The organism is Amycolatopsis sp. NPDC004368 (assembly GCF_053602515.1).
On record NZ_JBSGDT010000051.1, the window covers coordinates 14,858 to 41,853 of the forward strand.

The 26,996-nt window shown below is 69.7% G+C and carries 25 protein-coding genes; 20 read left to right on the plus strand and 5 right to left on the minus strand.

From position 1 onward, the window contains the following. Positions 1-174 precede the first annotated feature (174 nt). The 6 genes from ACWEOE_RS39075 to ACWEOE_RS39100 are packed head-to-tail and all read left to right on the plus strand — an operon-like array spanning position 175 to position 6,031. On the plus strand, positions 175-1,812 hold the full coding sequence (locus ACWEOE_RS39075) for an ABC transporter substrate-binding protein (RefSeq protein WP_452018370.1): 1,638 nt from the start codon (positions 175-177) through the stop codon (positions 1,810-1,812). Further along, positions 1,809-2,789, plus strand: coding sequence for a Gfo/Idh/MocA family protein (locus ACWEOE_RS39080; protein ID WP_452018372.1), 981 nt, complete (start codon positions 1,809-1,811; stop codon positions 2,787-2,789). The genes ACWEOE_RS39075 and ACWEOE_RS39080 overlap by 4 nt, the downstream gene beginning before the upstream one ends. Continuing rightward, on the plus strand, positions 2,786-3,523 hold the full coding sequence (locus ACWEOE_RS39085; protein ID WP_452018374.1) for an SDR family NAD(P)-dependent oxidoreductase: 738 nt from the start codon (positions 2,786-2,788) through the stop codon (positions 3,521-3,523). Before ACWEOE_RS39080 ends, ACWEOE_RS39085 begins: the two co-directional genes overlap by 4 nt. A 20-nt stretch (positions 3,524-3,543) precedes the next feature. After that, the gene (locus ACWEOE_RS39090; RefSeq protein WP_452018376.1) at positions 3,544-4,470 is read left to right on the plus strand and encodes a polysaccharide deacetylase family protein; all 927 of its coding nucleotides are present in this window, start codon (positions 3,544-3,546) and stop codon (positions 4,468-4,470) included. Beyond that, positions 4,467-5,273: a sugar phosphate isomerase/epimerase family protein gene (locus tag ACWEOE_RS39095; protein WP_452018378.1), complete on the plus strand. Its 807-nt coding sequence runs from the start codon at positions 4,467-4,469 to the stop codon at positions 5,271-5,273. Before ACWEOE_RS39090 ends, ACWEOE_RS39095 begins: the two co-directional genes overlap by 4 nt. Beyond that, positions 5,270-6,031, plus strand: a complete 762-nt coding sequence (locus tag ACWEOE_RS39100) for an SDR family NAD(P)-dependent oxidoreductase (RefSeq protein WP_452018380.1) — start codon at positions 5,270-5,272, stop codon at positions 6,029-6,031. The genes ACWEOE_RS39095 and ACWEOE_RS39100 overlap by 4 nt, the downstream gene beginning before the upstream one ends. A 61-nt stretch (positions 6,032-6,092) precedes the next feature. Here ACWEOE_RS39100 and ACWEOE_RS39105 read toward each other — a convergent pair whose 3' ends face one another. Then, on the minus strand, positions 6,093-6,815 hold the full coding sequence (locus ACWEOE_RS39105) for a GntR family transcriptional regulator (protein ID WP_452018382.1): 723 nt from the start codon (positions 6,813-6,815) through the stop codon (positions 6,093-6,095). Beyond that, complete coding sequence (locus ACWEOE_RS39110) at positions 6,812-8,170, minus strand: dihydroorotase (RefSeq protein ID WP_452018384.1); 1,359 nt, start codon at positions 8,168-8,170, stop codon at positions 6,812-6,814. The genes ACWEOE_RS39105 and ACWEOE_RS39110 overlap by 4 nt, the downstream gene beginning before the upstream one ends. A 43-nt stretch (positions 8,171-8,213) precedes the next feature. Between ACWEOE_RS39110 and ACWEOE_RS39115 the strand changes: the two genes are divergently transcribed. From ACWEOE_RS39115 to ACWEOE_RS39125, 3 genes are all read left to right on the plus strand, one after another. Next, positions 8,214-9,008: an SDR family oxidoreductase gene (locus tag ACWEOE_RS39115; RefSeq protein ID WP_452018386.1), complete on the plus strand. Its 795-nt coding sequence runs from the start codon at positions 8,214-8,216 to the stop codon at positions 9,006-9,008. A gap of 474 nt (positions 9,009-9,482) precedes the next feature. Beyond that, positions 9,483-9,701 carry an IS3 family transposase gene (locus ACWEOE_RS39120; protein WP_452018388.1) on the plus strand — a complete coding sequence of 73 codons (219 nt, stop codon included), beginning with the start codon at positions 9,483-9,485 and terminating at the stop codon, positions 9,699-9,701. 115 nt (positions 9,702-9,816) lie between these two features. Beyond that, positions 9,817-10,035 carry a cupin domain-containing protein gene (locus ACWEOE_RS39125; RefSeq protein WP_452018390.1) on the plus strand — a complete coding sequence of 73 codons (219 nt, stop codon included), beginning with the start codon at positions 9,817-9,819 and terminating at the stop codon, positions 10,033-10,035. A 291-nt stretch (positions 10,036-10,326) separates the two neighbouring features. Here ACWEOE_RS39125 and ACWEOE_RS39130 read toward each other — a convergent pair whose 3' ends face one another. The 3 genes from ACWEOE_RS39130 to ACWEOE_RS39140 form a co-directional block, all read right to left on the minus strand. Next, on the minus strand, positions 10,327-11,652 hold the full coding sequence (locus ACWEOE_RS39130; RefSeq protein ID WP_452018392.1) for an MFS transporter: 1,326 nt from the start codon (positions 11,650-11,652) through the stop codon (positions 10,327-10,329). A gap of 41 nt (positions 11,653-11,693) precedes the next feature. Next, complete coding sequence (locus tag ACWEOE_RS39135) at positions 11,694-13,064, minus strand: MmgE/PrpD family protein (protein ID WP_452018394.1); 1,371 nt, start codon at positions 13,062-13,064, stop codon at positions 11,694-11,696. Positions 13,065-13,161: 97 nt separating this feature from the next. After that, positions 13,162-13,902 carry a FadR/GntR family transcriptional regulator gene (locus ACWEOE_RS39140; protein ID WP_452018396.1) on the minus strand — a complete coding sequence of 247 codons (741 nt, stop codon included), beginning with the start codon at positions 13,900-13,902 and terminating at the stop codon, positions 13,162-13,164. A 130-nt stretch (positions 13,903-14,032) separates the two neighbouring features. Between ACWEOE_RS39140 and ACWEOE_RS39145 the strand changes: the two genes are divergently transcribed. The 11 genes from ACWEOE_RS39145 (at position 14,033) to ACWEOE_RS39195 (ending at position 26,977) form a co-directional block, all read left to right on the plus strand. Then, positions 14,033-14,566, plus strand: a complete 534-nt coding sequence (locus ACWEOE_RS39145; RefSeq protein WP_452018398.1) for a MaoC family dehydratase — start codon at positions 14,033-14,035, stop codon at positions 14,564-14,566. Next, on the plus strand, positions 14,563-15,771 hold the full coding sequence (locus ACWEOE_RS39150; RefSeq protein ID WP_452018400.1) for a CaiB/BaiF CoA transferase family protein: 1,209 nt from the start codon (positions 14,563-14,565) through the stop codon (positions 15,769-15,771). Before ACWEOE_RS39145 ends, ACWEOE_RS39150 begins: the two co-directional genes overlap by 4 nt. Next, on the plus strand, positions 15,771-16,937 hold the full coding sequence (locus tag ACWEOE_RS39155) for an acyl-CoA dehydrogenase family protein (protein ID WP_452018402.1): 1,167 nt from the start codon (positions 15,771-15,773) through the stop codon (positions 16,935-16,937). The genes ACWEOE_RS39150 and ACWEOE_RS39155 overlap by 1 nt, the downstream gene beginning before the upstream one ends. After that, a complete protein-coding gene (locus ACWEOE_RS39160; protein ID WP_452018404.1) occupies positions 16,934-17,743 on the plus strand; it encodes an HpcH/HpaI aldolase/citrate lyase family protein in 810 nt (269 codons plus the stop codon). Before ACWEOE_RS39155 ends, ACWEOE_RS39160 begins: the two co-directional genes overlap by 4 nt. Next, complete coding sequence (locus ACWEOE_RS39165) at positions 17,740-19,845, plus strand: hydantoinase/oxoprolinase family protein (RefSeq protein ID WP_452018406.1); 2,106 nt, start codon at positions 17,740-17,742, stop codon at positions 19,843-19,845. The genes ACWEOE_RS39160 and ACWEOE_RS39165 overlap by 4 nt, the downstream gene beginning before the upstream one ends. Beyond that, entirely contained in the window at positions 19,842-21,653 is a 1,812-nt protein-coding gene (locus ACWEOE_RS39170; protein ID WP_452018408.1) for a hydantoinase B/oxoprolinase family protein, read from the plus strand. Before ACWEOE_RS39165 ends, ACWEOE_RS39170 begins: the two co-directional genes overlap by 4 nt. Before the next feature lie 10 nt (positions 21,654-21,663). Beyond that, on the plus strand, positions 21,664-22,983 hold the full coding sequence (locus ACWEOE_RS39175; RefSeq protein ID WP_452018410.1) for an amidase: 1,320 nt from the start codon (positions 21,664-21,666) through the stop codon (positions 22,981-22,983). A 167-nt stretch (positions 22,984-23,150) separates the two neighbouring features. Then, positions 23,151-23,372, plus strand: coding sequence for a hypothetical protein (locus tag ACWEOE_RS39180; protein WP_452018438.1), 222 nt, complete (start codon positions 23,151-23,153; stop codon positions 23,370-23,372). A gap of 725 nt (positions 23,373-24,097) precedes the next feature. Then, entirely contained in the window at positions 24,098-24,877 is a 780-nt protein-coding gene (locus tag ACWEOE_RS39185) for an SDR family NAD(P)-dependent oxidoreductase (RefSeq protein ID WP_452018412.1), read from the plus strand. A 92-nt stretch (positions 24,878-24,969) separates the two neighbouring features. Next, a complete protein-coding gene (locus ACWEOE_RS39190) occupies positions 24,970-25,740 on the plus strand; it encodes a sugar phosphate isomerase/epimerase family protein (protein ID WP_452018414.1) in 771 nt (256 codons plus the stop codon). A gap of 58 nt (positions 25,741-25,798) precedes the next feature. After that, positions 25,799-26,977, plus strand: a complete 1,179-nt coding sequence (locus ACWEOE_RS39195) for a DUF993 family protein (protein WP_452018416.1) — start codon at positions 25,799-25,801, stop codon at positions 26,975-26,977. Positions 26,978-26,996 lie beyond the last annotated feature (19 nt).

Below are 26,996 nucleotides of genomic sequence, written 5' to 3' on the forward strand. Positions count from 1 at the left end.
GGTATCGGGGCAGGTCAGGGCGAATTCGCGTGGTTCAGGTGGGGGCTGGTGGCGCGGGGGATTGTGCGCGGAGGCTGACTAGAGCTAACTTATATGGAATATCAAATCCCGATCTGCGGTCTGAGGATCGGAACCCGGTGACGCCGTTCGGTGCGCCCGAGTGAGGAACTGCCGATGGACGACTACGAGTACCACCTGTTCGAAGAGGTGCGAGCCCGGCGGCTGAGCAGACGCGGATTCCTGCGCAGGGCCAGTGTGCTGGGGCTCGGCTTGCCGGCGGCGTCGGCCATCCTCGCGGCCTGCGGTCAGGGTGGTGGCATCAACTCCGTGCCGGCGGTGGGCCCGCCTCGCCGAGGTGGGACGGCGAATGTCGCGATCACCCGACCGGCCTCGCTCGTGGATCCGGTGACCCTCTACAACCAGGGTGGTCAGACGACCGCTCAGATCGCGGGTGAATACCTCTGCTTCCCGCGGGCGGACTACACGCTTGACCCTCGGCTTGCGGTGTCGTGGTCGGCCAAGCGACCGGACACGTGGACCTTCGTGCTGCGCCAGGGGGTGAAGTGGCACGACGGCAAGCCATTCACCGCGGACGACGTGGTGTACACGATGAACCTGCTCACGGATCCGAAGGTCAACTCCTCGGCGCTGTCGGCGTTCAAGGGGATCTTCTCCCACGGCAACATCGAGAAGGTCGATGACCACACGGTCACGTTCCACCTGGACCAGCCGTTCGTGGACTTCCCCTATCTCGTCTCGGCATTCAACTTCAACGCGATCATCCTGCCGAAGAACTACCAGATCGGCGACTTCGCGAAGGGGCACGTCGGGACTGGTGCCTTCGTGATGACCGGCTACCAGCCCGAGACCGGTGCCACCTTCGCGCGCAACCCCGACTACTGGGACAAGCGCTATCCCCATCTGGACAATCTGCGCCTGACGTACTACGCGGACGACAGCACCATCGCCCTGAACATGCAGGGGGGCAAGGAAAACGTGTGGCCGATCGCGCCACATCAGAGTGCGCAGGCCCTGCAGGAGACCCCGAACCTCAAGATCATCAAGAGTCCGTCCAGTGAGTACCGCGGCTTCCACCTGCGGACGGATCAGGCGCCGTTCGACAACCCGCTGGTGCGACAGGCCGTCGCCGCCTGTTTCGACCGGCCGGCGCTCCTTCAGGCCCTGCTCGGAGGTGATGGAGAACTCGGCAACGACCACTCGTTCGCGCCGGTCTTCCCGGTGTCGAAGCAGGCTCTTGCCCAAGTCCCCCAACGGAAGCAGGACTACGCGCTCGCCAAGTCCCTGCTGGCCCGCGCCGGGCACCCGAACGGCTTCCCGGTCACGCTGACCACCGAGCAGTATCTCGAGATCCCGCAGTACGCGGTCCTCGCACAACAGGCGCTGAAGCCGGCGGGAATCAACCTCCAGCTCAACGTGCAGCAGCAGAGTGCCTACTACGGCACGGGAAACAGCCAGCCGTGGCTCGAAGTACCGATGGGCATCGTCGACTGGGGTGCGCGCGGTGTGCCGAGCCAGGCCATCCTGCCCGCGTACACCTCGGGCGGCATCTGGAACGCCGCGCACTGGAAGAACCCCGACTTCGACCGCGCCTTCGCGGATCTCAACGCCTCGCTGGACGAACAGACCCGGCTCAAGGCCGCCGCGCGGATGGCCGCGATCCAGCACGACCAGGTGCCGGCGATCATCGGCTACTGGATCAAGAACCTGCGCGTGACCGGGGTGTCCATCGGTGGCCTCGCCGAAGGACCCGCGAACCACTTCGACCCGCGAACCCTCTGGAGCGCAGTATGAGCACGGCGATCGGGCTGGTCGGCCTCGGCTGGATCGGCGACAGCCACCTCACGGATCTCGCCGCTCGTGCGGATGTGGAGATCCGCGCGGTGTGCGATCTCGATGCCGGGCGAACGGCGGAGTTCGCGGGACGCTACGGCGCCCGTGCTTGCCAGGACGTCGACGAGCTGCTCGCAACGGACCTCGACGCCGTCTGGATCTGCACTCCGCCGCAACACCACCTGTCGCCGGCGAGGCAGGCGTTCGCTCGCGGAATCCCTGTCTACCTCGAGAAGCCCGTCGCCCGCGATCTCGCCGAGGCGACGGAGCTGACCCGGCTCGCGGAGGAGTCGGGGGTGGTGTGTGCAGTCGGCTATCAGTGGCGTGCGCTCGAACTCCTCGACCCCGTGCGCTCGGAGCTGAAGTCATCCGACGTCGTGAGCCTCTCCGGCTACAGCGTGGGTCCGACCGCGGCCCGGCCGTGGTTCCTCGACCAGGCCCAGGGCGGTGGCAACCTGCTGGAACGCGGGAGCCACCAGATCGACCTGGCCCGGGCCGTGGCCGGCGAGGTCGAATCCGTTTTCGCCGCCGGCAGCAGCGTGCGCGTCGATCGGCCCGGCGTCGCCGCGCGCAACATCGACGATGCGCTCACCCTGGTGTTGCGCATGACCAACGGTGCCGTCGCGACCATCGTCATCGCCTGGACGCCGGCGGAGGTCTCAGGCCGCTACGGTCTGGACGTTGTCACGGACTCCGGCCTGCTGAGGATGGCGCTCGACCCGGAGTTCAGGCTGACCGGACGCAACCGCGGTCTGGAAGTTTCCGCAGGGGTGACCGAAGAGCCGTTCACCGCATCGAACTCGCGGTTCCTCGCCGCGGTGAAGGCGGGCGACCCCGCTGCGGTGGCCTGCACCCCTGCCGACGCCCTCGCCACTCTGCGGGTCGCGCTCGCGGGGGAAGAGGCCCTCGTGACCGGACGAACGGTCACGGTGTCGTGACCACACCGAACGTCGTCGTCACCGGCGCGGCCTCGGGAATCGGGCGCGCCGTGACGCAGGTGTGCCTCGCCACGGGCGCGCGCGTGGCCGGCCTGGACCTCGGCGCCGACGCTGGGCACCCCGGTTACGAGGATGCCTACATCGCACTGGCGGCCGATGTGTCGGACGAACGCTCGGTGAGCGCGGCGGCCGAGACCATTCGGACCGAGTTCGACCGCGTCGACTGGCTCGTCAACTGTGCCGGGATCGGCGGGTACACCGGCGACGTGACCGAGACGGCACCGGAATCTTGGCGCCGAACCCTGGACGTCAACCTGACGGGCGCGTACCTGGTGTCCCGCGCCGTGCTGCCCTTGATGCGCGGCAGGTCAGGCGCGGCCGTCGTCCACGTGAGCTCGCAGTACGGCATGGTCGGCGGCGCCGGGTTCCCGGCGTACTGCGCGGCCAAGGCCGGCCTGATCGGGCTCACCCGGGCGATGGCCGTCGATCACGCGCCGGACGGGATCCGCGTCAACTGCGTGTGCCCGGGGCCGACTGACACCCCGATGCTCGCGCGCAGCGGCCGCGACGAGACCGGGGGCCGCGAAGCCGAACGAGTGCGCGAACGAAACTTGTTCGGAACCCCGGCGCCGCCACACGACGTTGCCGAGGCGATCGCGTTCCTGCTGGGACCGGGATCGGCCTCGATGACCGGTGCTGTCGTCCCCGTGGACGGCGGCTGGACCGCAGGGTGAATCACGAGAGGGAGCGGATCGTGGCAGAAACCACACGCGTACGGGATTTCGTCGGGTATGGGCGACACGCCCCGCGAGTGCGGTGGCCCGGCGAGGAGAAGCTGGTCATCAACATCGTCGTCAACTACGAGGAGGGCTCGGAGTACTCCGTACTCGACGGCGACGACCACAATGACGGATGGGGAGAGTACGACTACGAGGTCGACCCGGCGATCCGGGACTTCGGCAGCGAGACGCACTACGAGTTCGGCAGCCGCGTCGGCATCTGGCGGCTGGCCCGCCTGTTCGACCGGTTCGACGTGCCGGTCACGATCGGCGCCTGCGCTACAGCCCTCGAGCGCAATCCCGAAGTGGCCCAATGGATCCGGGAGAGCCGGCACGACGTGATCGGCCACGGCTACCGGTGGATCGAGTACAACCGCGTCGACCGCGAGGTGGAACGTGAGCACTTGAGGCTGGCCGTCGAGTCGCTGGAGCGCACGACGGGGGAGCGGCCACTCGGCTGGTACCTGCGGTCGTTCCCGAGCGAGCACACGCTCGACCTCCTCGTCGAGCAAGGCGGCTTCCTCTACGACTCCGACGTGTGCAATGACGAGCTGCCCTACTTCATCGACGTGGCCGGTCAGCGGCTGCTGATGGTGCCTTACTCGAAGGTCTACAACGACACGCGTTACCTCCTGAACCCGACGTACGGCTCGCCTTCACAGTTCTTCGAGAGCATGCGGCTCGGTATCGACTACCTCTGCGACGAGATCGACCACGGACTCGGGCCCCGGATGCTCACCGTCGGGCTCCACCCGCGCTGGAGCGGGCAGGCGAACCGGGCAAGCGCCGTGCGGGATCTGCTTGAGTACGTGTCGGGCAAGGACGGCGTGTCGTTCATGCGGCGCCTCGACATCGCGCGCTGGTGGCTGGACCACCACGCCGAGTGGACGGGGGCTCGATGACCGCGGCACCGCTCGCCGTCGCGAGCGCGGCGCTGCCGGACCTGGATCCGCAACGGCTGTGTGAAGTTGCTGTGGACCACGGTCTCGACGGCGTGGAGTGGGGAGTCGGGGCGGGGCACGCCCTGGGGCTCACCGCGACGGACGCTCAGGTCGCCGCCGTCGCCGGCACCGCAGAGGAAGCCGGCCTTGCCTGCGCGGGGGTAGCGGTGCACGAACCGGACGCCATCGCCTGCGCCGCACCACTGTGGCAGCGGGTGTGCGAGCTGGCAAAGGCGCTGCGCGCCCCGCACGTGCGGGTCTACGCGAGAGGCCACGGCACCGACTTCGACACCGACTTCACCCGCCTGCGCTCTCAGTTGGCGGACAAGGCGGCGGAGTGCGCTGCGCGCGGGATGCGGCTCTTGCTCGAGCCCGCTCCCACCACGCTGGTGCCGGATCCGGCGCTTGCGCACCGTGCACTGTCCGAAATGGACATCGACCAGGTCGGTGTGGTCTACGACCCGGGCAGCCTCGCCCGCGAGGGATGGCAGGACCCCCTCCTCGCCACTGGCGTACTGGGGCCGCTGTTGCGGCACGTACACGTGAAGAATGTCGCGCCCGAACGGGCTGAGGGCGGTACTTGGGTGTGGCGGCGCGCGGCGCTGGACACCGGGATCGTCGACTGGCCGCGGGTGTCGGATGCCCTCGAAGCAGCCGGCTACTCCGGGTGGTTCGTGCTGGACCACCTGAGCTCGCAGGAGCCCGGCAGCCTGGCGGCCGATCTTGCGCAGCTGAGGAAATTGACGGAGGCGAGTCGCGCGTGAGCGACCTCAATGGGCGCGTAGCCGTGGTGACCGGCGCGTCGTCCGGCATCGGCCGCGCCATCGCAGTGTGCTTCGCGAAAGCGGGCGCGCGTGTCGTGGTGGCAGATCGGGTGCGTGAAGCGTGGCACGGTGGCGAGCCGACCGACGAGCTCGCCGAGGGAGCCGTCTTCGTGGAGTGCGATCTGGCGGATCCGGTCGCGGTGGACGGCCTGGTACCCGAAACCGTCGCGCGCTTCGGGCGGCTGGACGTGCTCGTGAACAACGCCGCGACGAGCGTCGGGCACGAACTCCTCGAGACGTCGGACGACGAGTGGAGCCGGGTGCTCGCCGTGAACGTGACGGCGCCGTTCGTCCTCAGCCGCGCCGCGGTGCGGCAGATGCTGACCCAGGAAGCGCGCGCGGACGTCCGCGGCCGCATCGTGAACGTGACGTCGCAACACGGGATCGTGGCGGCGCGCGAAGACACCGCCTACGGCGTGTCGAAGGCTGCGTTGAGCCAGCTGACCCGTCAGATCGCGGCCGAGTACGCGGGACGAGGCGTCGTTTGCAACGCCGTGGCGCCCGGCAAGATCGAAACAGGCCCAAGTCCGCGAGCCGGCGACCCCGCGTGGCAGGAGTACTGGACGAGCCGCACTCCATGGCCTCGGCTCGGCCGCCCGGAGGACGTCGCCCGTGCCGCGCTGTACTTGGCCGGCGACGAAGCCAGCTACATCACGGGCACGACGTTGATGGTCGATGGCGGCTGGACCGCCCGCTGACCGGATCGGGTGTGTGACGGTCAGCCCGTCACGCACCCGATCCCTCCCGGCGAGGACGATGTCAGGCGCGCTGCGGAGCGCCGTGGTCGGTCAGGTACGCCACCACGTTGTCTCCGACGGACCGCACGTGTTCTTCCATGAGCCTGCTCGACAGCTCGATGTCGCCGTCCAGCAGAGCCTTCGAGATGGCCATGTGCTGGCTGGCGCACACCGGCGACGCGTCGATACCGGGCAGGTCGCGCTGCCTCAGTGCGGTGATCATGGCGTTCGCGTCGTCTATGAGGCGAGCGAGCCGGGCATTTCCGGTGGCTCGCGCGATGGTCGCGTGGAAGGCCTCGTCGGCGGCGCGGTAGGCCGCGAAGTCGCGCTGATCCGCGGCGACCACGGTGCGCTCGGCCTCGTGCCGGGCCGCGAGAAGAACGTCGCGATGACCGCGCTCGGCGGCCAGCCGCGCGGACTTCATCTCGAGCGCCTCGCGTACCTCGTACGCGTCGCGCAGCCGGACGGCCGACGGTGTGACGATGCGGTCCGCCCGAGGGCCGTCGGACTCGACCAAACCGACCTCTTTGAGGCGCAACAGCGCTTCGCGCACCGGTGTCTTGCTGACGCCGAGCTGCTTGGCGAGGCCGGCTTCGGTGACTCGGCTCGCGGCGGGGAGCTTCCCGTCCACGATCGCCTGGCGAATGGTGTTGTAGACCGACATGGCGAGGCTCTCGGGACGGGGCGCGAGACCCAGCGAAGCCTCCGCCTCGCTCTCCTCGGTCCTGTGCGTGAGCTCCGTCATCGCGTCTTCCCTCCCCTTTCCGGAATCAGTTGCCGTCCCGGCTCCCCGGTACCGGTGAACTCGCCCTCGTGCACCAGTTCGCGCCCGCGTGCCCAGACCGAGCGGATCCGGCCGCGCACAGCCGTGCCCGTGTACGGGCTGATGCTCGTACCGTCCGCGAACGAGGACTCGTCGGCCACCCACCTCGCATCAGGATCCCACAACACCAGGTCGGCATCGGCGCCCGGCGCGATCCGGCCTTTGCGGTGGTGGCCGAACGCGTCGGCCGGACCGGTGCACAGGACGTGCACGAGGCGCTCCAAGGGGACGCCGTTGTCCAGGCCCCACGACAGCATCAGCGGCAGTCGCGCCCCGATCCCGGGAATGCCGTAGTGGGCGTCGCCGCACGGCGAAATCCGCCGGTCGACCTCGGTGCGCTCCTGCGAATGGTCGGAGCCGACCGTGTCCAACGTCCCGTCGCACAGCGCTTCGCGCACGGCGGTGACGTGGTCTTCTGCTCGCAACGGCGGAGCGACGAGCAGCGCGCCCGCGCGCGGCCCGTCGTACTCGTCTTCGGTGAACAGGAGGTGGTGCAAGCAGGCCTCGGCGGTCACCTCCGTCTCGCACGCGGCGCGCGAGGCCCGCACGTGGTCGATCGCTTCGCGGCTCGACAGGTGTGTCACGTAAAGACGTCCGCCGGCGAGTCCGGAAATCCCGAGCGCTCGGCGCACTGCGACCGCTTCGAGCACCGGTGGGCGGACACCGCCGAAGGTGCGCGGCCCACGGCGGCCCTCGGCCGACGCCTCTTCGACGAGCGCCTCGACCATCTCGCCGTCTTCGCAGTGCACCTGGACCGGCAGGCCGACGGCCTTGGCGCCGAGCATCGTGCGGTACAGGCCGTCTCCGGTCGCCATGATCCCCAGCTCGGGGTAGGCGAGGAACACCTTCACAGCGTCGGCGCCGAGCTCGGCCAGCTCGAAGACGTCGGCGGCCGTGAGTTCGTTGGGGCGATAGCACATCGCGTGCAGGCCGAGATCGACAGCCGTCAGGCCCTCGGCCACAAGTTCCTGGGCGCGCTTGAACGCCGACACAGTCGCCTCTCCGTCCTCGGGCAGTGAGAACGACAGCGCGGTGGTGGTTCCGCCGAGAGCGGCGGCGCGGGTCGACGGGGTCAGACCCGCCATGAGATGGCAGTGCGGATCGACTCCGCCGGGCAGAACGTGCAGGCCGTCGACGTGCACGATCCGGTCGGCACTCGCGGTCCCGGGCTCCTGGATCGCGACGATCCGCCCGTCGGATACGGCCACGTCAGCCCGCCGCGTGCCTGTGGGCGTGGTCACCAGGCCGCCGCGGAATGCGAGCTTCACATCGTGCACATCCCGAGGCTAGCATGACGGAACTTCATACAGCGAATATGTTATGCGCTGCACTCACAGTAGAGAGGAATCCATGGATCTCGGTCTTTCGGAACGCGTGTACCTGGTGACTGGCGGCACGAGCGGGCTGGGCTATGCCACGGCCGAAGCGCTCGTTCGCGACGGGGCGAAGGTGGTTGTGTCGTCGCGGGACGAGGAAAAGGTTGCGAAGGCTGCCGCTTCGCTGGGAGACGCAGCGGCCGGGGTCGCCGTCGACAATGCCGATCCGGACGCTCCGCGGCTGCTCACCGAGGCCGCGCTGGCGGCGTTCGGCCGCGTCGACGGCGCTCTGGTCAGCGTCGGCGGCCCGAAGCCCGGTGTCACCACAGCGGTGAGCGACGAGGTGTGGCGGCAGTCGTTCGAGAGCATCTTCCTCGGCACCGTCCGGCTGGTGCGGCACCTGGCTCCGCTGCTCGCGAAAAACGAGGATCGCGCCGACGGCGGGGCGATCGCCTTCGTCCTGTCGAGCTCGGCCAAGACGCCCCTGCCGCGACTTTCGGTGTCCAACGGACTGCGTGCCGGTCTGGGCATGCTGGTCAAGGACCTCGCCGACGAACTCGGGCCCCAGGACACCCGCGTACTGGGCCTCCTGCCTGGCAAGGTCCTGACGGACCGCACTCTCGCACTCGAGAAGGGCGACCCGCAAGCGCGGGCACGAGCCGAAGCGGCCATTCCGCTGCGCCGCCTCGGCGACCCGGCTGAGTTCGGCCGCATGGCCGCGGTCCTGCTGTCGCCCGCCGCGTCCTACGTGACCGGGAGCCTGGTTTCCATCGACGGTGGGGCTATCCGCGCACTGTGACTCCTCGGGTCTTGCGGCGGACCACCCTTTCGGTGGTCTCCGCGACCGGGCTCAACGCTCCGGCCAGTTGATTTCTGATCACCCGTGGCGGGCTCCCTGCTGGTGACTATGTCCTCGGTAGCAGGCGCAGGCGTGGGGTGGCGTTGAGCCCCGCGGCGTCGTTGGTTACTCGGGTTGCCGAAGTGTGGTCGGTGCGCAGGGCTCGTGAAAGTTATCGGCGCCCGGTCGGGTGGACGCGGTATGGTCGGGTGGACACGGTAAGGGTGCCGACCCGCGCAGTCGAGCCAAACCTGCTATCCGCGGCCCGCAGAAAAGGCTCGGGCGTGCTTGAAAGCCCGGGGCGGACCGAAGGTGATCCTGGAGGGACGACAACCGGGCACCGCAGTCTGGCACGATCATCCGTTCCGACCAAGGAGTCCAATATGGATCGTGGGGCTTCGCCAAGCGCGCGAAGGACTCCGGGCTCGTGCCACGATGGGCAGTATCGGGGACTGTGATGACAACGCGATGATGGAGTCGTTCTGGTCGCGCATGCAGGTCGAATTGCTCGACCGCCGCCGATGGCGCACCCGGGTCGAGCTGGCCAACGCGATCTTCGAGTACCTCGAGATCTGGCACAACCGCCACCGCCGTCACAGCCGACTGGGATGGTTGACTCCGATAGAGTTCGAGAACGCAACCGTCGTGGCATGAAAACCCATCAACCGGACTACACGAGACCCGGGGCAGACCAAGCTCTCCGCGAAAGCGGGGGGAACCTCAGTACCCGGCCTCCCCGGACACGCGTCGCACGCTGTTGCCCGGCGTGGTGAAGCTGAACGCCGGCGCGGCCATGGCGAACGACTCGACCCACGACGGCGAAGAGTGGATCCACGTCATCTCGGGCACCGTGCACATGTCGCTCGATGGCAGCGACGCCGAGATCGAACTGTCGACCGGAGACAGCGCATACCTGCGCGCCGGGCGGCGGCACCGCCTCCGAAACCGCACAAGAGAGGCCGCCGAGGTCATCAGCGTCCTCTCGTAGGGGCTCGCTGCGAAGGATCACGCCCGGTGAGAGCAGGGCCGCCATCCCGCCGGGCAAGGGTGCCACGCCGGGAACGGCCCTTCGGCAAATCTGGGTTCCCGCTATAAAGCCGAGCAGCGGGGTCATCGATCGCGGCCATGGCGGTGATGTATCTCAGCCGCGTGTCGTGTGCTCGATCACGTCGACGTCAGTCCGAAATGGACCGGCCGCACCGCGACGCCCGCATCCTGGGCGCCGAGGTGCCGACCGGCCTCGCCGCGAAACCGCTCGGTTCCCGAGGCGGACGCTGGGTCAAGCGGCGGTCTGCTCCCGGCGGGCGCGGCGCGCGAGCGCGACACCCGCCAGGGTCAGCCCCCCGCACAAGATCAGCGTCAGCGACAGCGGCGCAGAGGAACCGCCGGTCTCACCCACGACCGCGAGCCCGGCGATCGGCAGGATGCCGCCGGCCACGGCCGTGCCGAACGCGATGCACAGGCCGCAGCCCGTGTAGCGGGAGGCCACCGGGAACAGGTCCGCCATCAGCGACGGGACCGCGCCGTTGAACGCCGCGTAGCAGACGCTGCCCACCAGCATCGCCAGCAGCATCGGGCCGAACGCGCCCGTGTCGACCAGCCAGAACGCCGGGAACGCCCACACCACCAGGAGCACGCCCGACCAGCGGATGAGCCGCTCCCTGCCCCAGCGGTCGGCGCGCGTCGCGCTCAGCACCGTCAACCCGGCCAGCACCAGCGACGTGATCAGGAGCCCGAGCTGGACGTCCAGCCCACTCAGCGACGGCACGTACGTTTTCGTGTAGGCCACCAGCCCGGTCATCAGCACGTACAGGAACGAGCACGGGGCCGACCACATCAGCGAACCCGCGATCAGCTCGCGCCAGTGGTCGCGGAACACCGCGCGCACCTTCGGGCGGCGGCCGGTCGTCGCTTCGTGCTTGGCCAGCTCCGCCACGAACTCCGGGGTTTCCTCCAGCCGCTTGCGCAGCACCAGGCCCAGCACGACGAGCAGTGCGCTGGCCAGGAACGGCACGCGCCAGCCCCAGGCGCGGAACACGTCCGCGCTGACCGCCGTGCTCACCAGCAGGACGACCGCGCTCGCCAGCGCGATGCCGAGCACCGTGCCCAGTTGGACGAACGACCCGTAGAGCGACCGGCGTCGCTTCGGCGCATGCTCCACCGCCACCAGGACCGCGCCGCCCCATTCGCCGCCGACCGCCAGGCCCTGCAGCATCCGGAAGGCGACCAGCAGCACCGGCGCCCAGAGCCCGGCCGTGGCGAACGTGGGCAGCAGTCCGATCGCGACGGTCGCGGTGCCCATCAGCAGCATCGAGCCGAGCAGGGCGGTGCGGCGGCCGCGGGTGTCGCCCAGCCAGCCGAACACCAGCGCGCCGAGCGGGCGCATGCCGAACGCCACGGCGTGGGTGCCGAGCGCGGCGATCGTGCCCATCCACGGGGACGCGGCCGGGAAGAACAGCGGGCCGAACACGAGCGCGGCCATGAACGCGTAGACGATGAAGTCGAAGATCTCCACCAGCGTGCCGATCATCGACGACGTCGCGATGCGGGCGGCGGAGAGGGGCTTGCCGGTCACGACCGGGCGTGCGGGAGCCGTTTCGGACATGGGGGTACCGCCTCGGGAATTCGCAGGGAGGGAAAGAGAATTCAGGACGCGAGGGCTTCGGCGAACGCACGCGCGTCGCCGGGCTCGCCCAGGGAAAGCACCAGCGGGAGCACGGCATCCGCGCGCCGACCCGCATTGCCGGTGAACTTCTCGCGGATGTCCTCGTGAGACAGCGGCCGCTCGGCGTGGCCGCGGTGGACGGCTTCGCGGCGGGAGAGCTTGCGTCCGTCGTGGAGGTCGATTTCGACGGCCGCCGAATACGCGTGCGGGTAAAGGCTTTCGGGGTCGTCACCGATGTCGACGAGCTGGGCGAGCTCAAGGATTTCCTGGTCGCCCAGGGCTTCGTCGGTGAACTCGGCCAGCGTCAGCCGGCCGCGCGAGACACACGCGGCGGCGACGAACGGCAGGCTGAACTTGGCGTCGTAGTCGTCCTGCGGCGCGCGTTTGCGCTCGATCGGGTCGCACACCGCGGCGCCCGGGGTCGGGTCGATGAAGCAGCGGATGCGGGCGACGTCGGCCGCGCCGAAGCCGGCTTCGGCGCGCAGGGCCAGCACCGCGTCGGCGAAGCCGTGCGTGAAATGGCAGCTGGGGAACGGCTTCACGGCCGTCTCGAGGAGCTCCCAGCGGGTGCCCAGGTCCTGCACCAGCTCGGCGGCGTCCCACGCGCGTCCCTGCAGGTGGGTCGCGTACAGGCCGTGGCGTCCTTCGTAGACCCGCGGGGGACCGGGCCAGTCTTCGGCGGCGAAAGCGACCGCCGTCAACGCCGAGTTCGCCGCCCAGCCCGGGTGCAGGCGCTTGGTCCACGCGCCTTCGGCGAGGAATTCGAGGATGCCCGACGCCATCGAGCCCACGATCTCCTGCGCCGCGGTGATGCCGTCGGCGTCCAAGCCGGACAGTTTGGCGGCCGTCACCGCCGAGCCGAACGCGCCCGCGACGCCGGTGGGGTGGAAGCCGACCGTGTGGAAGCCGCCACGGGAGACCTTGCCTACGCGGGCGCTGATCTCGACGCCCAAGATGTAGGCCAGGAGCAGGTCTTCGGTGGATCGGCCGTGCTGGATCGCCGCGGCGAGCGCGGTGGGCAGCGCGCTCGCGGAGACGTGGGTGACCGAACCGCTGTGCGTGTCGTCGAAGTCGAGGCCGTGCACCAGCACCGCGTTGAGTATCGCCGCTTCCCGCGGGGCCAGCCGGTCGGGCAGCCCGAGCACCGGCTGGTCGCCGGTGCCGAAGCGGGCCAGGGCCCGCCGCGCCCGCCGGGTGAACTCCTGGTCGCCTGCGGCGAGCGCGACGCCGACCGCGTCGAGGATCAGGTGGCGGGCACGGTCGACCACGTCGGGCGGCAGGTCGCCGAGGCGGACCCGTGCGGCGAACTCGCCGACGGTCCGGGCGAGGGGCTCGGTGGAAGCGGGGAACACGGCTCCTCCAAGGGGCTCGGCATTGATGACCCGCAGGCCGCCGGAGCGTCCCGCGGGGTAAGTCTGCAAGGGCGCGAGCCGAGACGCAAGGAAAAGTTCAGACGTTTTCTTCGTGGGGCTTCATCCGCTCGTAGAACGGGCGCAGCGCGACGAGGTGCTCGCGAGTGAGGCGCTCGGCGTTCTGACCGTCGCCCGCGGCCACGGCGGCGTAGATCCCCTCGTGGTGGGCGTCGATCTCGGCCCAGCCTGCCGCCGCGACCCGGTCGCGGTGCAGCCGAGAGCGGAGCACGGCGTTGACCGGCTGGCACATCAGCCGCAGCAGCGGGTTGCCGGTGATGGACACGAGCGTGGTGTGGAAGTCCCAGTGCAGGACGAACCCCTTGTCGGGATCCAGTTGCGTGGTCTGCTCCATGGTGCGGCGCAGGCTCCGGAGGTCGACCTCGCCCGCGCGTTCGGCCGCCAGCCGCGCGGCAGATGGCTCGATCATCATCCGGGCCTCGATCAGGTTGTCCACGCTCATGTTGTTGGCGTTGACCAGCAGGCCGAGCGTGCCGCCGAGGTTTTCGGCGACCGTGCCGGCGTCGGGTGCGGCCACGAAGCTGCCGCCCGTGACCCCGCGCGTGGTGTCGATGAGCTGCTGGCTCGCCAGCAGACGCAAGGCCTCGCGGACGGTGCTGCGGCTGACGCCGAACAGGCTGCACAGCTCGGCTTCGCTCGGCAATCGCGTGCCGGTGGGCAGCGCGCCGCCGATGATCTGCTCCCGCAACTGGTTCGCGATCTGCACGTACGCGGCCTGCACGCGCCGCACGCGCAGCCCGGGGGCGGATTCGTCCTTCATTCAGCCAGCCTAGGTCGTGGGCCAACATTTCGGTAGGCGACCACGAACCAAAAACGTCTGACATATTGCGCGAGTGGCTTTCGATGCGCATACTTGGCCGCACGAGCCCGGAACGCACGAGGAGGTGGCCGTGGCTGTGCACGAGAGCCGGCTGGGACGGTTCTACGAAGAGTTCACCGTCGGGGACGTCTACCGGCACCCGCTGGGACGCACGATCAGCGAGACCGACAACACGTGGTTCACGCTGCTGACGATGAACAGCCACCCGGCGCATTTCGACGCGCACTACGCGGGGAAGACGCCATTCGGCAAGATCCTGGTGAACTCCGGGCTCACCATCGCGATGCTGCTGGGCCAGAGCGTCTCCGACATCAGCCAGAGGGCGGTCGCGAACCTCGCCATGACGAACATCCAGCTGACGCACCCGGTGTTCGTCGGCGACACGCTCTACGGCGAGTCCATCTGCACCGCCAAGCGCGAGTCGAAGTCCAAGCCGTACGCCGGGCTGGTCGAGGTGCACACCCGGGGCCTCAACGCCGACGGTGACGTCTGCCTGTCGTTCGACCGGACGGTGTTGGTGTTCAAGCAGTCCGCGGCCGGGGACATCGACTCGTTCCCGGCCGCCAAGCCCGGCCCGTTGACCCTGGGGGAGGTGCGCGGGTGAATCTCCCTTTGCAGGACCTGAAGATTCTCTCCCTGGAGCAGTACGGCGCCGGTCCGTTCGGCTCGGTCCACCTGGCCGACCTCGGCGCCGAGATCATCAAGATCGAGGACCCGCGCTTCGGCGGCGACGTCGGCAGGCACACCCCGCCGTACGCCGAGGACGGCGACTCGCTGTTCTTCGAGGCGTTCAACCGCAACAAGCGCTCGATGGTCCTCGACCTGGGCAACCCGCAGGGCCGGGCGGTGTTCGAGCGCCTGGTGAAGGTGAGTGATGCGGTGTACTCGAACCTGCGCGGTGACGTCCCGGCGAAGATGCGCATCCGCTACGAGGACCTCAAGCACCTCAACCCGAAGATCGTCTGCTGCTCGCTGTCCGGCTACGGCATGACGGGCCCGCGCAGCAAGCAGCCGGGCTACGACTACATGCTGCAGGGCCTCGCCGGCTGGATGGCGGTGACCGGCGAGCCCGACGGTCCGCCGACGAAGTCCGGTCTGTCCATGGTGGACTACTCCGGCGGCATCGTCGCGGCGCTGTCGATGGTCTCGGCCATCCACGCGGCCCGCCGAGACGGCGTCGGCATGGACTGCGACGTCAGCCTGTACGACACGGCCATCGGGATGCTCACCTATCTGGCGACCTGGCACCTGAACGAGGGGTTCGAGCCGCAGCGCACGCACCACTCCGCGCACCCGAGCCTGGTGCCGTTCCAGAACTTCCCGACGGCGGACTCGTGGGTCGTGATCGGCTGCGCCAAGCAGAAGTTCTGGGAGCGGTTCGTCGGCGTGCTGGGTTCGCCCGCGTGGGCTCTTGAGGAACGCTTCGCGACACCGGCTTCGCGCTATCGGCACTCCGCCGAGTGCGTGAAGCTCATCGAAGACGAGCTGGCGAGCAAGACCACCGCCGAATGGCTGCCGCTGCTCGAAGGAGCCGGCGTGCCGTGCGCGCCGATCAACTCCATCCCGCAGGCCCTGCGCGAGGAGCACACCCTCGAACGCGGCCTGATCGTGGAAACCGAACACCCGCGGTTCGGCGCCGTCCGGCAGGTCGCGTCCCCGGTCCGCGCGGGGACCCCGCGTGCCGAGCACGTCCGGGCGCCGCGGATGGGCGAGCACACCGAAAGCCTCCTGGCCGAGCTGCTCGGCACCGGGACCGACGAGTTCGCCGAGCTCACGCGCGCGGGCGCGTTCGGCGTCAAGGAGCAGTGATGGACTTCCGCCTCACCGACGACCAGGAGCAGTTCCGCTCGATGCTGCGGACCTTCGTCGACAAGGAAATCGTGCCCGTCGCCCGTGAGTGGGAGCAGGCGGGCCGGTACCCGACCGAGATCATCGAGCAGATGAAGCAGCTCGGCCTGTTCGGGCTGATGATCCCCGAGGAGTACGGGGGCGCGGCGGCGGACTTCACGTCCTTCACGCTGATGTTCGAGGAGATCGCGCGCGGCTGGATGGGGGTCGCCGGTATCCTCGGCAGCCACTCACTGTCCTGCTGGATGATCGCGCGGCACGGCACCGAGGAGCAGAAGCGGCGGTACCTGCCCGACCTCGCCACCGGCAAGCGGCGCACGGGAATCGCGCTCACCGAGCCCGACGCGGGCACCGACCTGCAGGGCATCCGGACGACCGCGGTCCGCGACGGTGACGAGTACGTCGTCAACGGCGCGAAGATGTGGATCACCAACGCCCGCTACGCCGACCCGCTGCCGGTCCTGGTCAAGACCGACCGCACCACGACCCCCGCGCACAAGGGCATGAGCGTGCTGCTGATCGACGCGCAGACGCCCGGGTTCCGCGTCACCAAGGACATTCCGAAGCTCGGCTACAAGGGCACAGAGTCCTGCGAGGTAGTGTTCGAGGACGTGCGCGTTCGGGCGGCGAACCTGCTCGGCGGCACCGAGGGCCGCGGGATGCAGCAGGTGCTCTCGGCGCTGGAGGTCGGTCGGCTCAACATCGCCGGCCGCAGCCTCGGCATCGCCCAGCGCGCCTACGACGAAGCGCTGGCCTACTCCCGCGAACGGCAGGCGTTCGGCAAGCCCATCGCGGACTTCCAAGCGATCCAGAGCCGCCTCGCCGAGACCGCGACGCAGCTGCAGGCCGCCCGCCTGATGACGTACTGGTCGGCCACCGCCCTCGACCGCGGCGAGCGCTCCGACCTGCAGACCGGCATGGCGAAGCTCTTCGCCTCGGAGATCGCGCTGCAGGCCGCGCAGGAGTCGATGCGCATCCACGGCGGTTACGGCTACTCGGCGGAGTTCGAGATCGAACGTCTCTACCGCGACTCGATCCTGATGACCATCGGCGAGGGAACGAGCGACATCATGCGCACGGTCATCGCGAAGTCGCTGGTGGCCGGCAAGGGAAAGGTCGGCTGGTGATCCCACGCAGCTGGCTGTTCTGCCCCGGCGACCGGCCCGACCGGCTGGCCAAGGCCGTCGCCGCCGCGGACGTCGCGATCGCCGACCTCGAGGACGCGGTCGCCTCGGACCGCAAGGATGCCGCCCGGGCCGCCGTCGTCCAAGCGTTGCGGAACGAGCCGGATGCGGCCACGCGGACCTGGGTGCGGGTCAACCACGGCCCGGCCGACCTGGAGGCGCTGGCCGGGCTCGATTTCGCCGGGATTGTGGTGCCTAAGGCGGAACCCGGGATCGTCGAGCGGGTCGCCGCCGCGACCTCGGTACCGCTGGTCGCGTTGATCGAGACCGCGGCCGGGCTGTGGGCGGCCCGCGAGCTGGCGGCCCACCCGCGGGTGCGGACACTGGCGCTCGGCGAGTACGACCTCGCCGTCGAGCTCGGCACCTGCCCACCCGACGTGGACGGCGCGCCCCTCGCGTGGGCGCGCTCCCGCGTCGTCGCGGCCGCCGCGGCGGAAGGCTGCCCGCCGCCCTCCGCCGCGGTTTCCACCGTGCTGCGCGACGAACCCCGGTTCCGCGCGGACACGGAAGCGCTGGGGCGGTTTGGCTTCTTCGGCCGGATGTGCATCCACCCGGCACAGGTTTCCGCGGTGCACGAGGTGCTGCGGCCGTCCGACGACGAGGTCGAACGGGCACTGAAGATCGTCCGGGCCGCCGAGGAAGCGTGCGACGCGGTCCTCGTGGTGGACGGGAAGATGATCGACCCGCCGGTCGTGGCACACGCCCGCCGGGTCGCCGACTTGGCGGCGGCAGAGAGGACCAGGCGATGAAACGCATCGGAGTCGACGTCGGAGGCACGTTCACCGACATCATGTACTGGGACGAGGACGGCGGCCTCGCCGTCCACAAGGTCCCGTCCACCCCGCACGACCCGTCGCAGGCCACGGTGGACGGCGTGCGGCAGCTGGCCGAGCAGGTCGGGATCTCGGTCGCCGACCTCGGGCAGTTCCTGCACGGCACGACCGTCGCGACGAACATCGTGCTGGAGCACAATGGCGCCGACGTCGGCCTGATCACCACCGAGGGTTTCCGCGACATCCTGCACATCGCGCGCAAAAAGCGACCCTACAACTACTCGTCCTACCAGGACCTGCCGTGGCAGAAGTGGCAGCTGGTGCGCCGCCGCAACCGCCGGGTCGTGCCCGAGCGGATCACCGCCGCCGGCGAGGTCCTCGTCCCGCTGGACGAGGACGCCGTGCGCGAGCAGGTCCGCGTGCTGCGAGAGAACGGTGTCGCGGCCATCGCCGTCTGCTTCCTGCACGCCTACCGCAACCCGGCGCACGAGCAGGCCGTCAAGCGGATCATCGAGCAGGAGTACCCGGGGGTGTTCATCTCGCTCTCCAGCGAGGTCGCCCCGCAGTACCGCGAATACGAGCGGTTCTCGACCACGGCGCTCAACGCGTTCGTCGGGCCGAAGGTCGCCCGCTACATCGACAACCTCGCGAACACCACCCGCGAGGCGGGCGTGCGCGGCGACATCCGGCTGATGACCTCGGCCGGCGGTCTCATCACGTCCCAGCACGCCGTCGACAACCCGGTCCTGCTGCTCACCAGCGGTGTGGTGGCCGGGCTGCTCGGGGGGTGCGCGATCGGCCAGGCGTCCGGCCACCCGAGCGTGATCACCCTCGACGTCGGCGGCACGTCGGCCGACATCGGCGTCGCGCCCGACGGCAAGCTGCGCATGAAGCACCTGCTCGACACGCGCATCGGCGACTACCACGCAATGGTGCCAATGGCCGAGGTCGACACGATCGGCGCCGGCGGCGGCTCGGTCGCGTTCGTCGACGAGGGCGGCATGTTCCGCGTCGGCCCGCGCAGTGCCGGCGCCACGCCAGGCCCGGCCTGCTACAACCGCGGCGGCACCGAGCCCACCAGCACCGACGCGATGGTGGTGCTGGGCTGGCTGCAGGCCGACAGTTTCCTGTCCGGCTCGATGCGCGTCGAGCCGCAGCTGGCTGAAAAGGCGATCGAGGAGCACATCGCGAACAAGCTCGGCACCACGACCGAGCACGCCGCGGTCGGCATCTTCCAGATCCTCGCGCACGCCATGACCGAGGCGATCAGCCTGCACTCGGTCCGCAAGGGCTACGACCCGCGCGACTTCTCACTGGTCGCCGAGGGCGGCGCCGGGCCGCTGTACGCGTGGCACATCGCGCAGCAGCTGGACATTCCGCGTGTGATCGTGCCGCACCACCCCGGCATCGCCTCGGCGATGGGCCTGCTGGCCACCGACATCCGCGTCGAGCAGCCCGCCACCGTGTGGACGTCGCTGGCCGACCCGGACCTCGACGGCGTCCGCGACGCGTTCGCGCGGCTCGAAGCGCAGGTGACCGAGCAGCTCATCGGCGACGGCCTCGAGCCGGAGGACTTCGTCATCGAGCGCGGTCTGGACTGCCGCTACATCGGCCAGGGCTACGAGCTGCGCGTTCCCGCGCCCGCGGGCGAGATCGACGACGCCTGGGTCGTGAGCGCGTCGGAGGCGTTCCACCAAGTGCACGAGCGCACCTACCTGCAGCGCTTCGACGACAAGCCGGTGCACCTGGTCAACGTCCGGGTCACCGGGATCGGCAAGGTCGGGCACGTCCCGCTCGCCGAGATCGAGGCCGGTGACGAAGACGCCTCGGCCGCGGTCAAGGGCACCCGCGAAGCCGTGTTCTGGACCGACGGCAGCAAGCCCGCCACGTTCCCCACCACCGTCTACGACCGCGCGCTGCTCAAGGCGGGCAACGTGCTCACCGGGCCCGCGATCGTCGAGCAGTTCGACTCCACCACCGTCATCGGGCCGCGCCAGCGCGCCACGATCGACCGGGTGGGCCACATCATCATCGAGACGGCCGCCAGCGCCGTCGACGCCGAAGGAGGCCAGCGGTGACCGCACTCGATCCCGCCGGTGTTTCGCTCGCCGGTCCGCGTCCGGACGACTTCACCCCGGTCGACGTCGACCCGATCACGTTGCGCGTCATCGGTGGCGCGCTGAACTCGATCGCCAAGGAAATGGCCCAGATCCTCTACCGGATGGCCTATTCGAGCCTGATCCGCGAGTCCGAGGACCTCGGCGCGGGCCTGTTCGACGTCAACGGCCGCGAGCTGTGCGAGTCGGACTCCACCCCGATGCACTGCGGTTCGATCCCGGCCTACATCCGGGGCATCAACCGCAAGCTCGCCGGTACCTACAAACCCGGCGATGTCATCCTGCACAACCACCCGTACCACGGCGCCGCGCACTCGCCGGACTACGGGATCATGATCCCGATCTTCTTCGGCGGCAGGCACATCGGCTTCGCCGGCTGCACCGGGCACGTCTCCGACATCGGCGGCAACTTCCCGGGCTTGTGCATGGACGTCGTCGACGTGTGGGCCGAGGGCAAGCTGATGGACGCGGTCAAGATCTACGACGGCGGCGTCCGCAACACTGCGCTCATCCAGCACATCCTCGACAACGTCCGCACCCCGGAGCAGAACGCGGGCGACCTCGAAGCACTGATCGCGTGCTCGCGGTTGGGGGAGAAGCGGTTCCTGGAGCTGCTCGACCGCTACGGCTACGACACGGTGATGTCGGCCGCGGACAAGTGGATGGACTACTCCGAGGACATGCTGCGCCGCCGGATCGCCGACATCCCGGACGGTGTCTACGAGGCTCCGGTGTCCTATTTGGACGACGACGGCAAGAACCGGGACGTGCCGCTGAAGGTGTCGGTGCGGGTGCGCGTAGAAGGCTCCGACATCGTGGTGGACCTCACCGGTTCGCACGGCCAGGTGCCGACGGCGTTCAACGTGCCGTTCGAGGGCTCGGTGCTGCCGACCGTCGCCTCGGCCGTGCGCACGCTGCTACTCGACGAGGCGCTGACCGAGGAGTTCGTGCCGCAGAATGACGGCTGCTTCCGCCCGGCCAAGGCGTTCGCGCCGCAGGGCACGATCTTCAACCCGGACTTCCCGGCGTCGTGCTTCGCCCGGTTCTCGCAGATCAACCGGATCTTCGACTCGATCAACCTGGCGCTGTCGGACGTCCTGCCGGAGCGGGCGGTGGCCGGGTCGTCGGCGGCGCTGTGTGCGATCGCCTACTCGGGCCTGGCCGAGGACGGTCAGTCGTACTGGGTGTACATCGAGATCAACGAGGGTTCCTACGGCGCGCGCAACGGCAAGGACGGCCTCGACTGCGTCGACTCGTTGATGGCCAACACGCGCAACAACCCGATCGAGGAGCTCGAGCTCAACCACGCGATGATCGCCGAGCGCTACGAGCTGCGCGACGAGCCGCCGGCGCCCGGCCGCTACCGCGGGGGAATCGGCAGCGTGCGCAAGTGGAAGATGCTGACCGACACGTTCATCGGCTCCGAGGCGGACAACCGGACCGACCCGCCGAAGGGCCTGGCCGGCGGCCACGATGGGCTCGCAGGTTCGTTCACGCGCAACGCGGGCACCGAGCGCGACGAACCACTGTACTCGAAGGTGACGCAGGAGAAATGCGCGGCGAGTGACACGCTGGAGATCAAGCTCCCATCGGGCGGTGGCTACGGCAACCCGCTCGAGCGGGACGCCGCCCAGGTGCTCGACGACGTCCTCGACGACTACCTGTCCATTTCGGACGCGCGGGCGCACTACGGTGTCGTGCTCACGGGGTCCGGGACGGCGCTGGCGGTCGACGAGGCCGAGACGACGCGGCTGCGTGCGGCGGTCTGACGTGGATCCGGTGCGCTCGCTCGTCGAAGCCCAGCTGGCCGTGGCCCGGGACCGCAACCCCGAGTTGCGGGCGCTGATCCGGACGCTGGATCCGCCCGTGCCCGGCGACGGCCCGCTGCACGGGCTCACGGTCAGCGTGAAGGACAACATCGACGTGGCGGGCGTGCCGACCACCGCGGGTTCGGCGCACCTCGGTGCCGAACCCGCGGTGGCCGACGCCGAGGTGGTCCGGCGGCTGCGCGCGGCGGGCGCTGTCGTCACGGCGAAGGCCAACCTGGCCGAGTTCGCGATGGGCGTGGTCGGCCGGAACGCGGCCTTCGGCGATGTCCGCAACGCCCGCGACGCGTGGTGCATCTCGGGCGGCTCGAGCAGCGGTTCGGCGGTCGCGGTGGCGAGTGGCATGTCGACGGCGGCGCTGGGCACGGACACCGGCGGATCGGGCCGGGTGCCGGCGTCGGTCAACGGTATCGTCGGCCTGCGCCCGACGATGGGGCGGGTCTCCAACCAGGGGGTGCTGCCGGTGGGCGAGTCGTTCGACACGGTGACCCCGCTGACGATGGACGTCCGCACGGCGGCGGCGATGCTCGCGGTGCTGTCCGCCGTCGGTCCGCCCGTGGATGCGCTGCTGGGCAAGGACATCGCCGGGTTGCGCATCGGCGTCGCGACCGGGTTCTTCCGCGCGCGCGTGGACCCCGGCGTGCAGCAGGTGGTCGACGACGTGGTGGCGACGCTGCGCTCGGCGGGCGCGGTGGTCCGGGAAGTCGAGGTGCCGGGCGCGGCGGAGGCCCAGGACCGGATGATCGAGATGATGTACCCGGAGGCGGCGGCCGTCCACGCCCGGCGGCTGCGCGAAGAGCCCGACACGATCGACCCGGACGTGCTGCGGCGCCTGCGGATCGGCCAGTCGATCGCGCCGGAGACGTCGGCGCGGGCAAGGGCGTGGCAGCGGGACTTCCGCGGCCGGGTTGACGTGTTGTTCGAGGGCTGCGACGTCATCCTCACCCCGACGATCCCGGTGGACGTGCCCCGGCGGGACGCGGTCGACCTGGCGGCGTCCACCCGAGAGATCGCGCGGTTCTGTTACGTGTGGTCGTGCTACGGCGGCCCGTCGATCAGCCTTCCGGGCGGCGACCACCCCGGCTCGGGCATGCCAGTGGGCGTCCAGCTGTCGGCGGCACCATGGCAGGAGGACCGCCTGCTGTGGGCCGCGGCGACCCTCGAAGAGATCGGTGTCACGGGTGCTCGTCGAGGTGTCACGACACCACCTTCGGTGAGTGACAGCCGGCGTGATAGGGGCCTTGCCGCTAACAAGGCGCCATCACAGTCCTGACCGTCCCTGCCGGGCCGGCGACGGCCATCCGTTCCCGAGCCCTCAGGAGCCGAACAACCGTGCCCAGCATGTCCCACCCGCCGACGACCGGTCACGACGACAGCTCACCCGAAGTGATTCTTGGCGTCGACACGCACAAGGACATCCATGTCGCCGCAGTGATCAGCATGCACGGCGTCCTCCTTGGCAGTCGTGATTTCCCCACCACCGCCGAGGGTTACCGCGGGCTGCAGGACTGGGCCACCGGGCTGGGCCGACTGCGGCAGGCCGGAGTGGAGGGCACCCATTCCTATGGCGCTGCGCTGACTCGTCACCTGCTCGGCGCCGGGATCGGTGTCATCGAGGTCAACCAACCGGACAAGGCCCACCACGCTGGACACCCGCGTTGAACGCATTCGAGATCGCCTTCGACGGCGGCCTGGCCGCCGGACGCAAGTAGTTCCCCTCAAGCCGAGCTACACCGCTCGTTTGACAGACCCAGTCGACCATATTCGGGAAACCTTCGGCCTCGGCCACGCGCTTCACGGGTGACCGGCGTGATGCTCCTAGGAAAAGCCCCCGGTGGTCGCGGGCGTGCCAGGCATGAGCGTGGTCTCCGTGTCCAGGCACACTGGACGGTCAGCTCCTCGCAAGACTCAGGTCGAACTCAGAGGCGGCGAGCCGGCGACGGAGCTGCTCCCGCCACGAGAATGCCCCGATCGCGGCTCGCACGGCCGGTTCTCTTGAAGCACGTGCACAGAATGATGCGTAAAACGCAACAGATTTCCCGGATCAGTGCGTTGCGTATTTCAATCCCGGGCGCCAGTGTCGATGCGTGCGGACTTTCAGCGGCTCGGCGGCCTCCTCGGCGCCCACACGACCGGCGGTCGAACCCGTCGGCGAGTCCGGTTGACTGATCGCCGGCCCCGGCAGACCCCAGCCGGTGGCGAGTGTGCTCTGCGGATCGCGGAACGCGGGTTTCTCGGATACCCGCGGGGTTCCGTCGTGCCCAGGGCCGTGGATTCCGGTGGTTCGCGAGCGCCGCCGGCGAAGGAAACCCAGGAGGATCAACGATGATCGATCATCACCCGCGCGCGGTGGCGCGCCTGGACCACCGGCTCGACGATGGCCTGTCGTGAGGCTGGCCGGACGAGCCGCGGTCGTGACCGGGGCGGCGCAGGGAATCGGGCTGGCGATCGCGACGCGGCTGGTGGCCGACGGCGCCGCGGCGCTGCTCACGGACGTGAATGGCGACGCCGCGCAGCAGGCCGCCAAGACGTTGAGCGAGCAAGGCGGCACCGCGGAAGCACTGCAGGTCGACGTGACCGACGAGGCTCAGGTGCGTGCCCTGCTTCCCCGGGCCGAGGAGCTGCTCGCGCGACCGGTGGACATCGCGGTGGTCAACGCCGGGCGGCAGACGTTCAACGAGCTGCTCGACGTTACCAAACAGGAGTGGGACGCGGTCTTCGACGTCAACGCCTGGGGCGCGTTCCTCACGGCCCGCGAAGCCGGCCGGCACCTGCGCGACGCGGGCCGGGGCGGCAGCATCGTGGTCATCGCATCGCGCACGGCGCGGCTCGGCGCCCCGCATTCGCCGCACTACGCCGCGTCGAAGGCGGCCGCGCTGAACATCATGAAGTCCTGTGCACTCGAGTTCGCGCCGGACATTCGGGTCAACGCGATCGCGCCGGGGATGATCGACACGGACTTGTGGGCGCGTGCAGATGCCTTCGAGTCCGAATTGGACGGTAGTGCGGCGGGAACGGCACGGGCCGCGAGGATCCGGCAGATTCCCGCGGGCCGGCCCGGCAGCCCCGCCGACATCGCCTCGGTCGTTTCGTTCCTCGTCTCCGACGACGCCGGTTACCTCACTGGCGAGTGCGTCCACGTCTCCGGTGGCGACTACATGCTCTGACCGCACGCCCCGACCACCGACGAAACGGAGCTGACGGAAAGTTGACGAACAGCGTGCGAAACGAACCACTGGTCCTGAGTCAAGGGTCCTTTTTGGACCTTTCTACTCCCGAGTTCCTCAAGGTCTGCGTAGACTCCGGCATGGCCGCGAGCGTGTGGGACATCCCGGTCCACCACGACGGCGTCGACGTGGTCGCGAAGGCCGCTGAAGACCTCGGGGTCGAGGTCTTCAGCCTTTGCCGGCTGGGCTACTTCACCGAAGACGATCCCGACGACGCGCGGTGGCGATCGAACCTGGCGGTGCTCGACACGGCGGCCCGGCTGGGCGTCGAGGCGGTCGTGGTCGTGGTCGGCGGACTGGTGACCACCTTCGCCGAGGCCGAAAGCCGGATCCGGGCGGGGCTCGCGCGGATCCTCCCGGAGGCCCAGGCCCGCGGCGTGCGGCTGGCGATCGAGCCGTTCCACCCCATGATGGTGGCGGAGCGCTCGTCGGTCTCCCGGCTCGCCCAGGCCACGGCGCTCGCCGAGGAGTTCGCCTCCGAGTGGCTCGGCATCGCCCTCGACGTCTACCACGTGTGGTGGGACCCCGAGCTGACCGAGTCCGTGCGCGCCGCCGCTCCCCACCTCATGGCGGTCGACCTATCCGACTGGCTGGTCCCCACGACGAACCTCCTGCGCGGGCGGGGCCGCCCCGGTGACGGGGTGATCGACCTGCCGGGTTTCGTCCGACTGGTCGACAGCGTCGGCTACACCGGCCGCTGGCAGCTCGAGGTCCTCAGCGACGAACCGCGGCAGGGCTCCGACCTCGACTACGCCCTGGACCTGCGGGAGCGCACGTCGCGCTTGCTCACGACCGCACGGTGACCCGCGGCTGCGCCTCCGACCATCCCTCATCCACCACCTCCCCCGGAAGGCAGTTCGCATGGCCGAGACGATCACCCTCAAGCTCCCCTGCCCGGATGGCACTGCGGAGCAGCACACGATGGGCCCCGCCCGCGAGTTCCCCGCACCATCGGCTCCGTTCGCGCAGCGTGACGTCTACGCCGCGCCGCACGTCGTCGCGGCCCCGTTCGGCGAGTACACGCCCGGGGTCGAACCCCCGGTCGACTGGGAGGCCACGCTCGCGTTCCGCCGCCACCTGTGGCGCTACGGCATCGGCGTGGCCGAGGCGATGGACACCTCCGAACGCGGCCCGGGTGGCTTGACCTGGTCGCAGACCAAGGATCTGATCCGCCGCTCCAGCGAGGCCGCTACCGAGGCGGGCGGTGAGATCGTCTGCGGTGCGGGCACAGATCAGCTCGACGTCACCTCGCCGACGCTGGACGACATCGCCGATGCCTACCTCGAACAGCTGGATTTCATCCAGGGCCTCGGCCGCGGCGCGGTCCTGCGGGCCAGCCACGTGCTCGCCCGGGTCGCGACGGGCCCCCAGGACTACGCCCACGTCTACGACCGGGTGCTGCAACGCGTCGAAACCCCGGCGCTGATCCACTGGATCGGCGAAGTGTTCGACCCGGCCCTGCGGAGCTATTGGGGTCACACCGACGTCGACGAGGCGCTCAAGGCAGTGGTGACGCTGGCCGAGCGCCACGCGCAGCGGCTGCGCGGGTTCAAGTTCTCCCTGCTGGACGTGGAACGCGAGGAGCGGCTGCGCCGCGAGCTGCCCGACGGCGTAGTCGTCTTCACCGGCGACGACCACGACTACCCCAAGCTGATCCGCGGCGACGGCGAGCACCACAGCCACGGTCTGCTCGGGGTCCTCGACCCACTGGCGCCCATCGCGTCTGTCGCCTTTCAGAAGATGGACGCGGGCGATCCCGAGGGCTTCACCGCCGACATGGAGGCCACGCTCACCCTCGCCCGCCGGCTGTTCGAGCACCCGGCCGGCGAGTACAAGACCGGGGTCGTGTTCCTCGCCTACCTCTCCGGGCACCAGGACCACTTCCGGATGGTCACCGGCCGCGAGGGCATGCGATCGGTGAACCACCTCACCGACGTTTTCCGGCAGGCCGACGCCCTGGGCCTGCTGCCGGATCCGGCGCTGGCCGCCGAGCGCATGCGCGCGGTGCTGACCGTCGCCGGATGGGACGCGGCGCGCTGACCGCAGCGCAACGAGACCA

What these genes read in the sequence shown, in the direction of transcription:
- ACWEOE_RS39140 (WP_452018396.1), bottom strand. Translation starts at nt 13,902, where the DNA reads ATGAAGGACGAATCCGCCCCCGGGCTGCGCGTGCGGCGCGTGCAGGCC.
- ACWEOE_RS39095 (WP_452018378.1), top strand. Translation starts at nt 4,467, where the DNA reads ATGACCGCGGCACCGCTCGCCGTCGCGAGCGCGGCGCTGCCGGACCTG.
- ACWEOE_RS39080 (WP_452018372.1), top strand. Translation starts at nt 1,809, where the DNA reads ATGAGCACGGCGATCGGGCTGGTCGGCCTCGGCTGGATCGGCGACAGC.
- ACWEOE_RS39165 (WP_452018406.1), top strand. Translation starts at nt 17,740, where the DNA reads ATGAAACGCATCGGAGTCGACGTCGGAGGCACGTTCACCGACATCATG.
- ACWEOE_RS39130 (WP_452018392.1), bottom strand. Translation starts at nt 11,652, where the DNA reads ATGTCCGAAACGGCTCCCGCACGCCCGGTCGTGACCGGCAAGCCCCTC.
- ACWEOE_RS39180 (WP_452018438.1), top strand. Translation starts at nt 23,151, where the DNA reads ATGCACGGCGTCCTCCTTGGCAGTCGTGATTTCCCCACCACCGCCGAG.
- ACWEOE_RS39105 (WP_452018382.1), bottom strand. Translation starts at nt 6,815, where the DNA reads ATGACGGAGCTCACGCACAGGACCGAGGAGAGCGAGGCGGAGGCTTCG.
- ACWEOE_RS39155 (WP_452018402.1), top strand. Translation starts at nt 15,771, where the DNA reads ATGGACTTCCGCCTCACCGACGACCAGGAGCAGTTCCGCTCGATGCTG.
- ACWEOE_RS39075 (WP_452018370.1), top strand. Translation starts at nt 175, where the DNA reads ATGGACGACTACGAGTACCACCTGTTCGAAGAGGTGCGAGCCCGGCGG.
- ACWEOE_RS39195 (WP_452018416.1), top strand. Translation starts at nt 25,799, where the DNA reads ATGGCCGAGACGATCACCCTCAAGCTCCCCTGCCCGGATGGCACTGCG.
- ACWEOE_RS39120 (WP_452018388.1), top strand. Translation starts at nt 9,483, where the DNA reads ATGGGCAGTATCGGGGACTGTGATGACAACGCGATGATGGAGTCGTTC.
- ACWEOE_RS39115 (WP_452018386.1), top strand. Translation starts at nt 8,214, where the DNA reads ATGCGCTGCACTCACAGTAGAGAGGAATCCATGGATCTCGGTCTTTCG.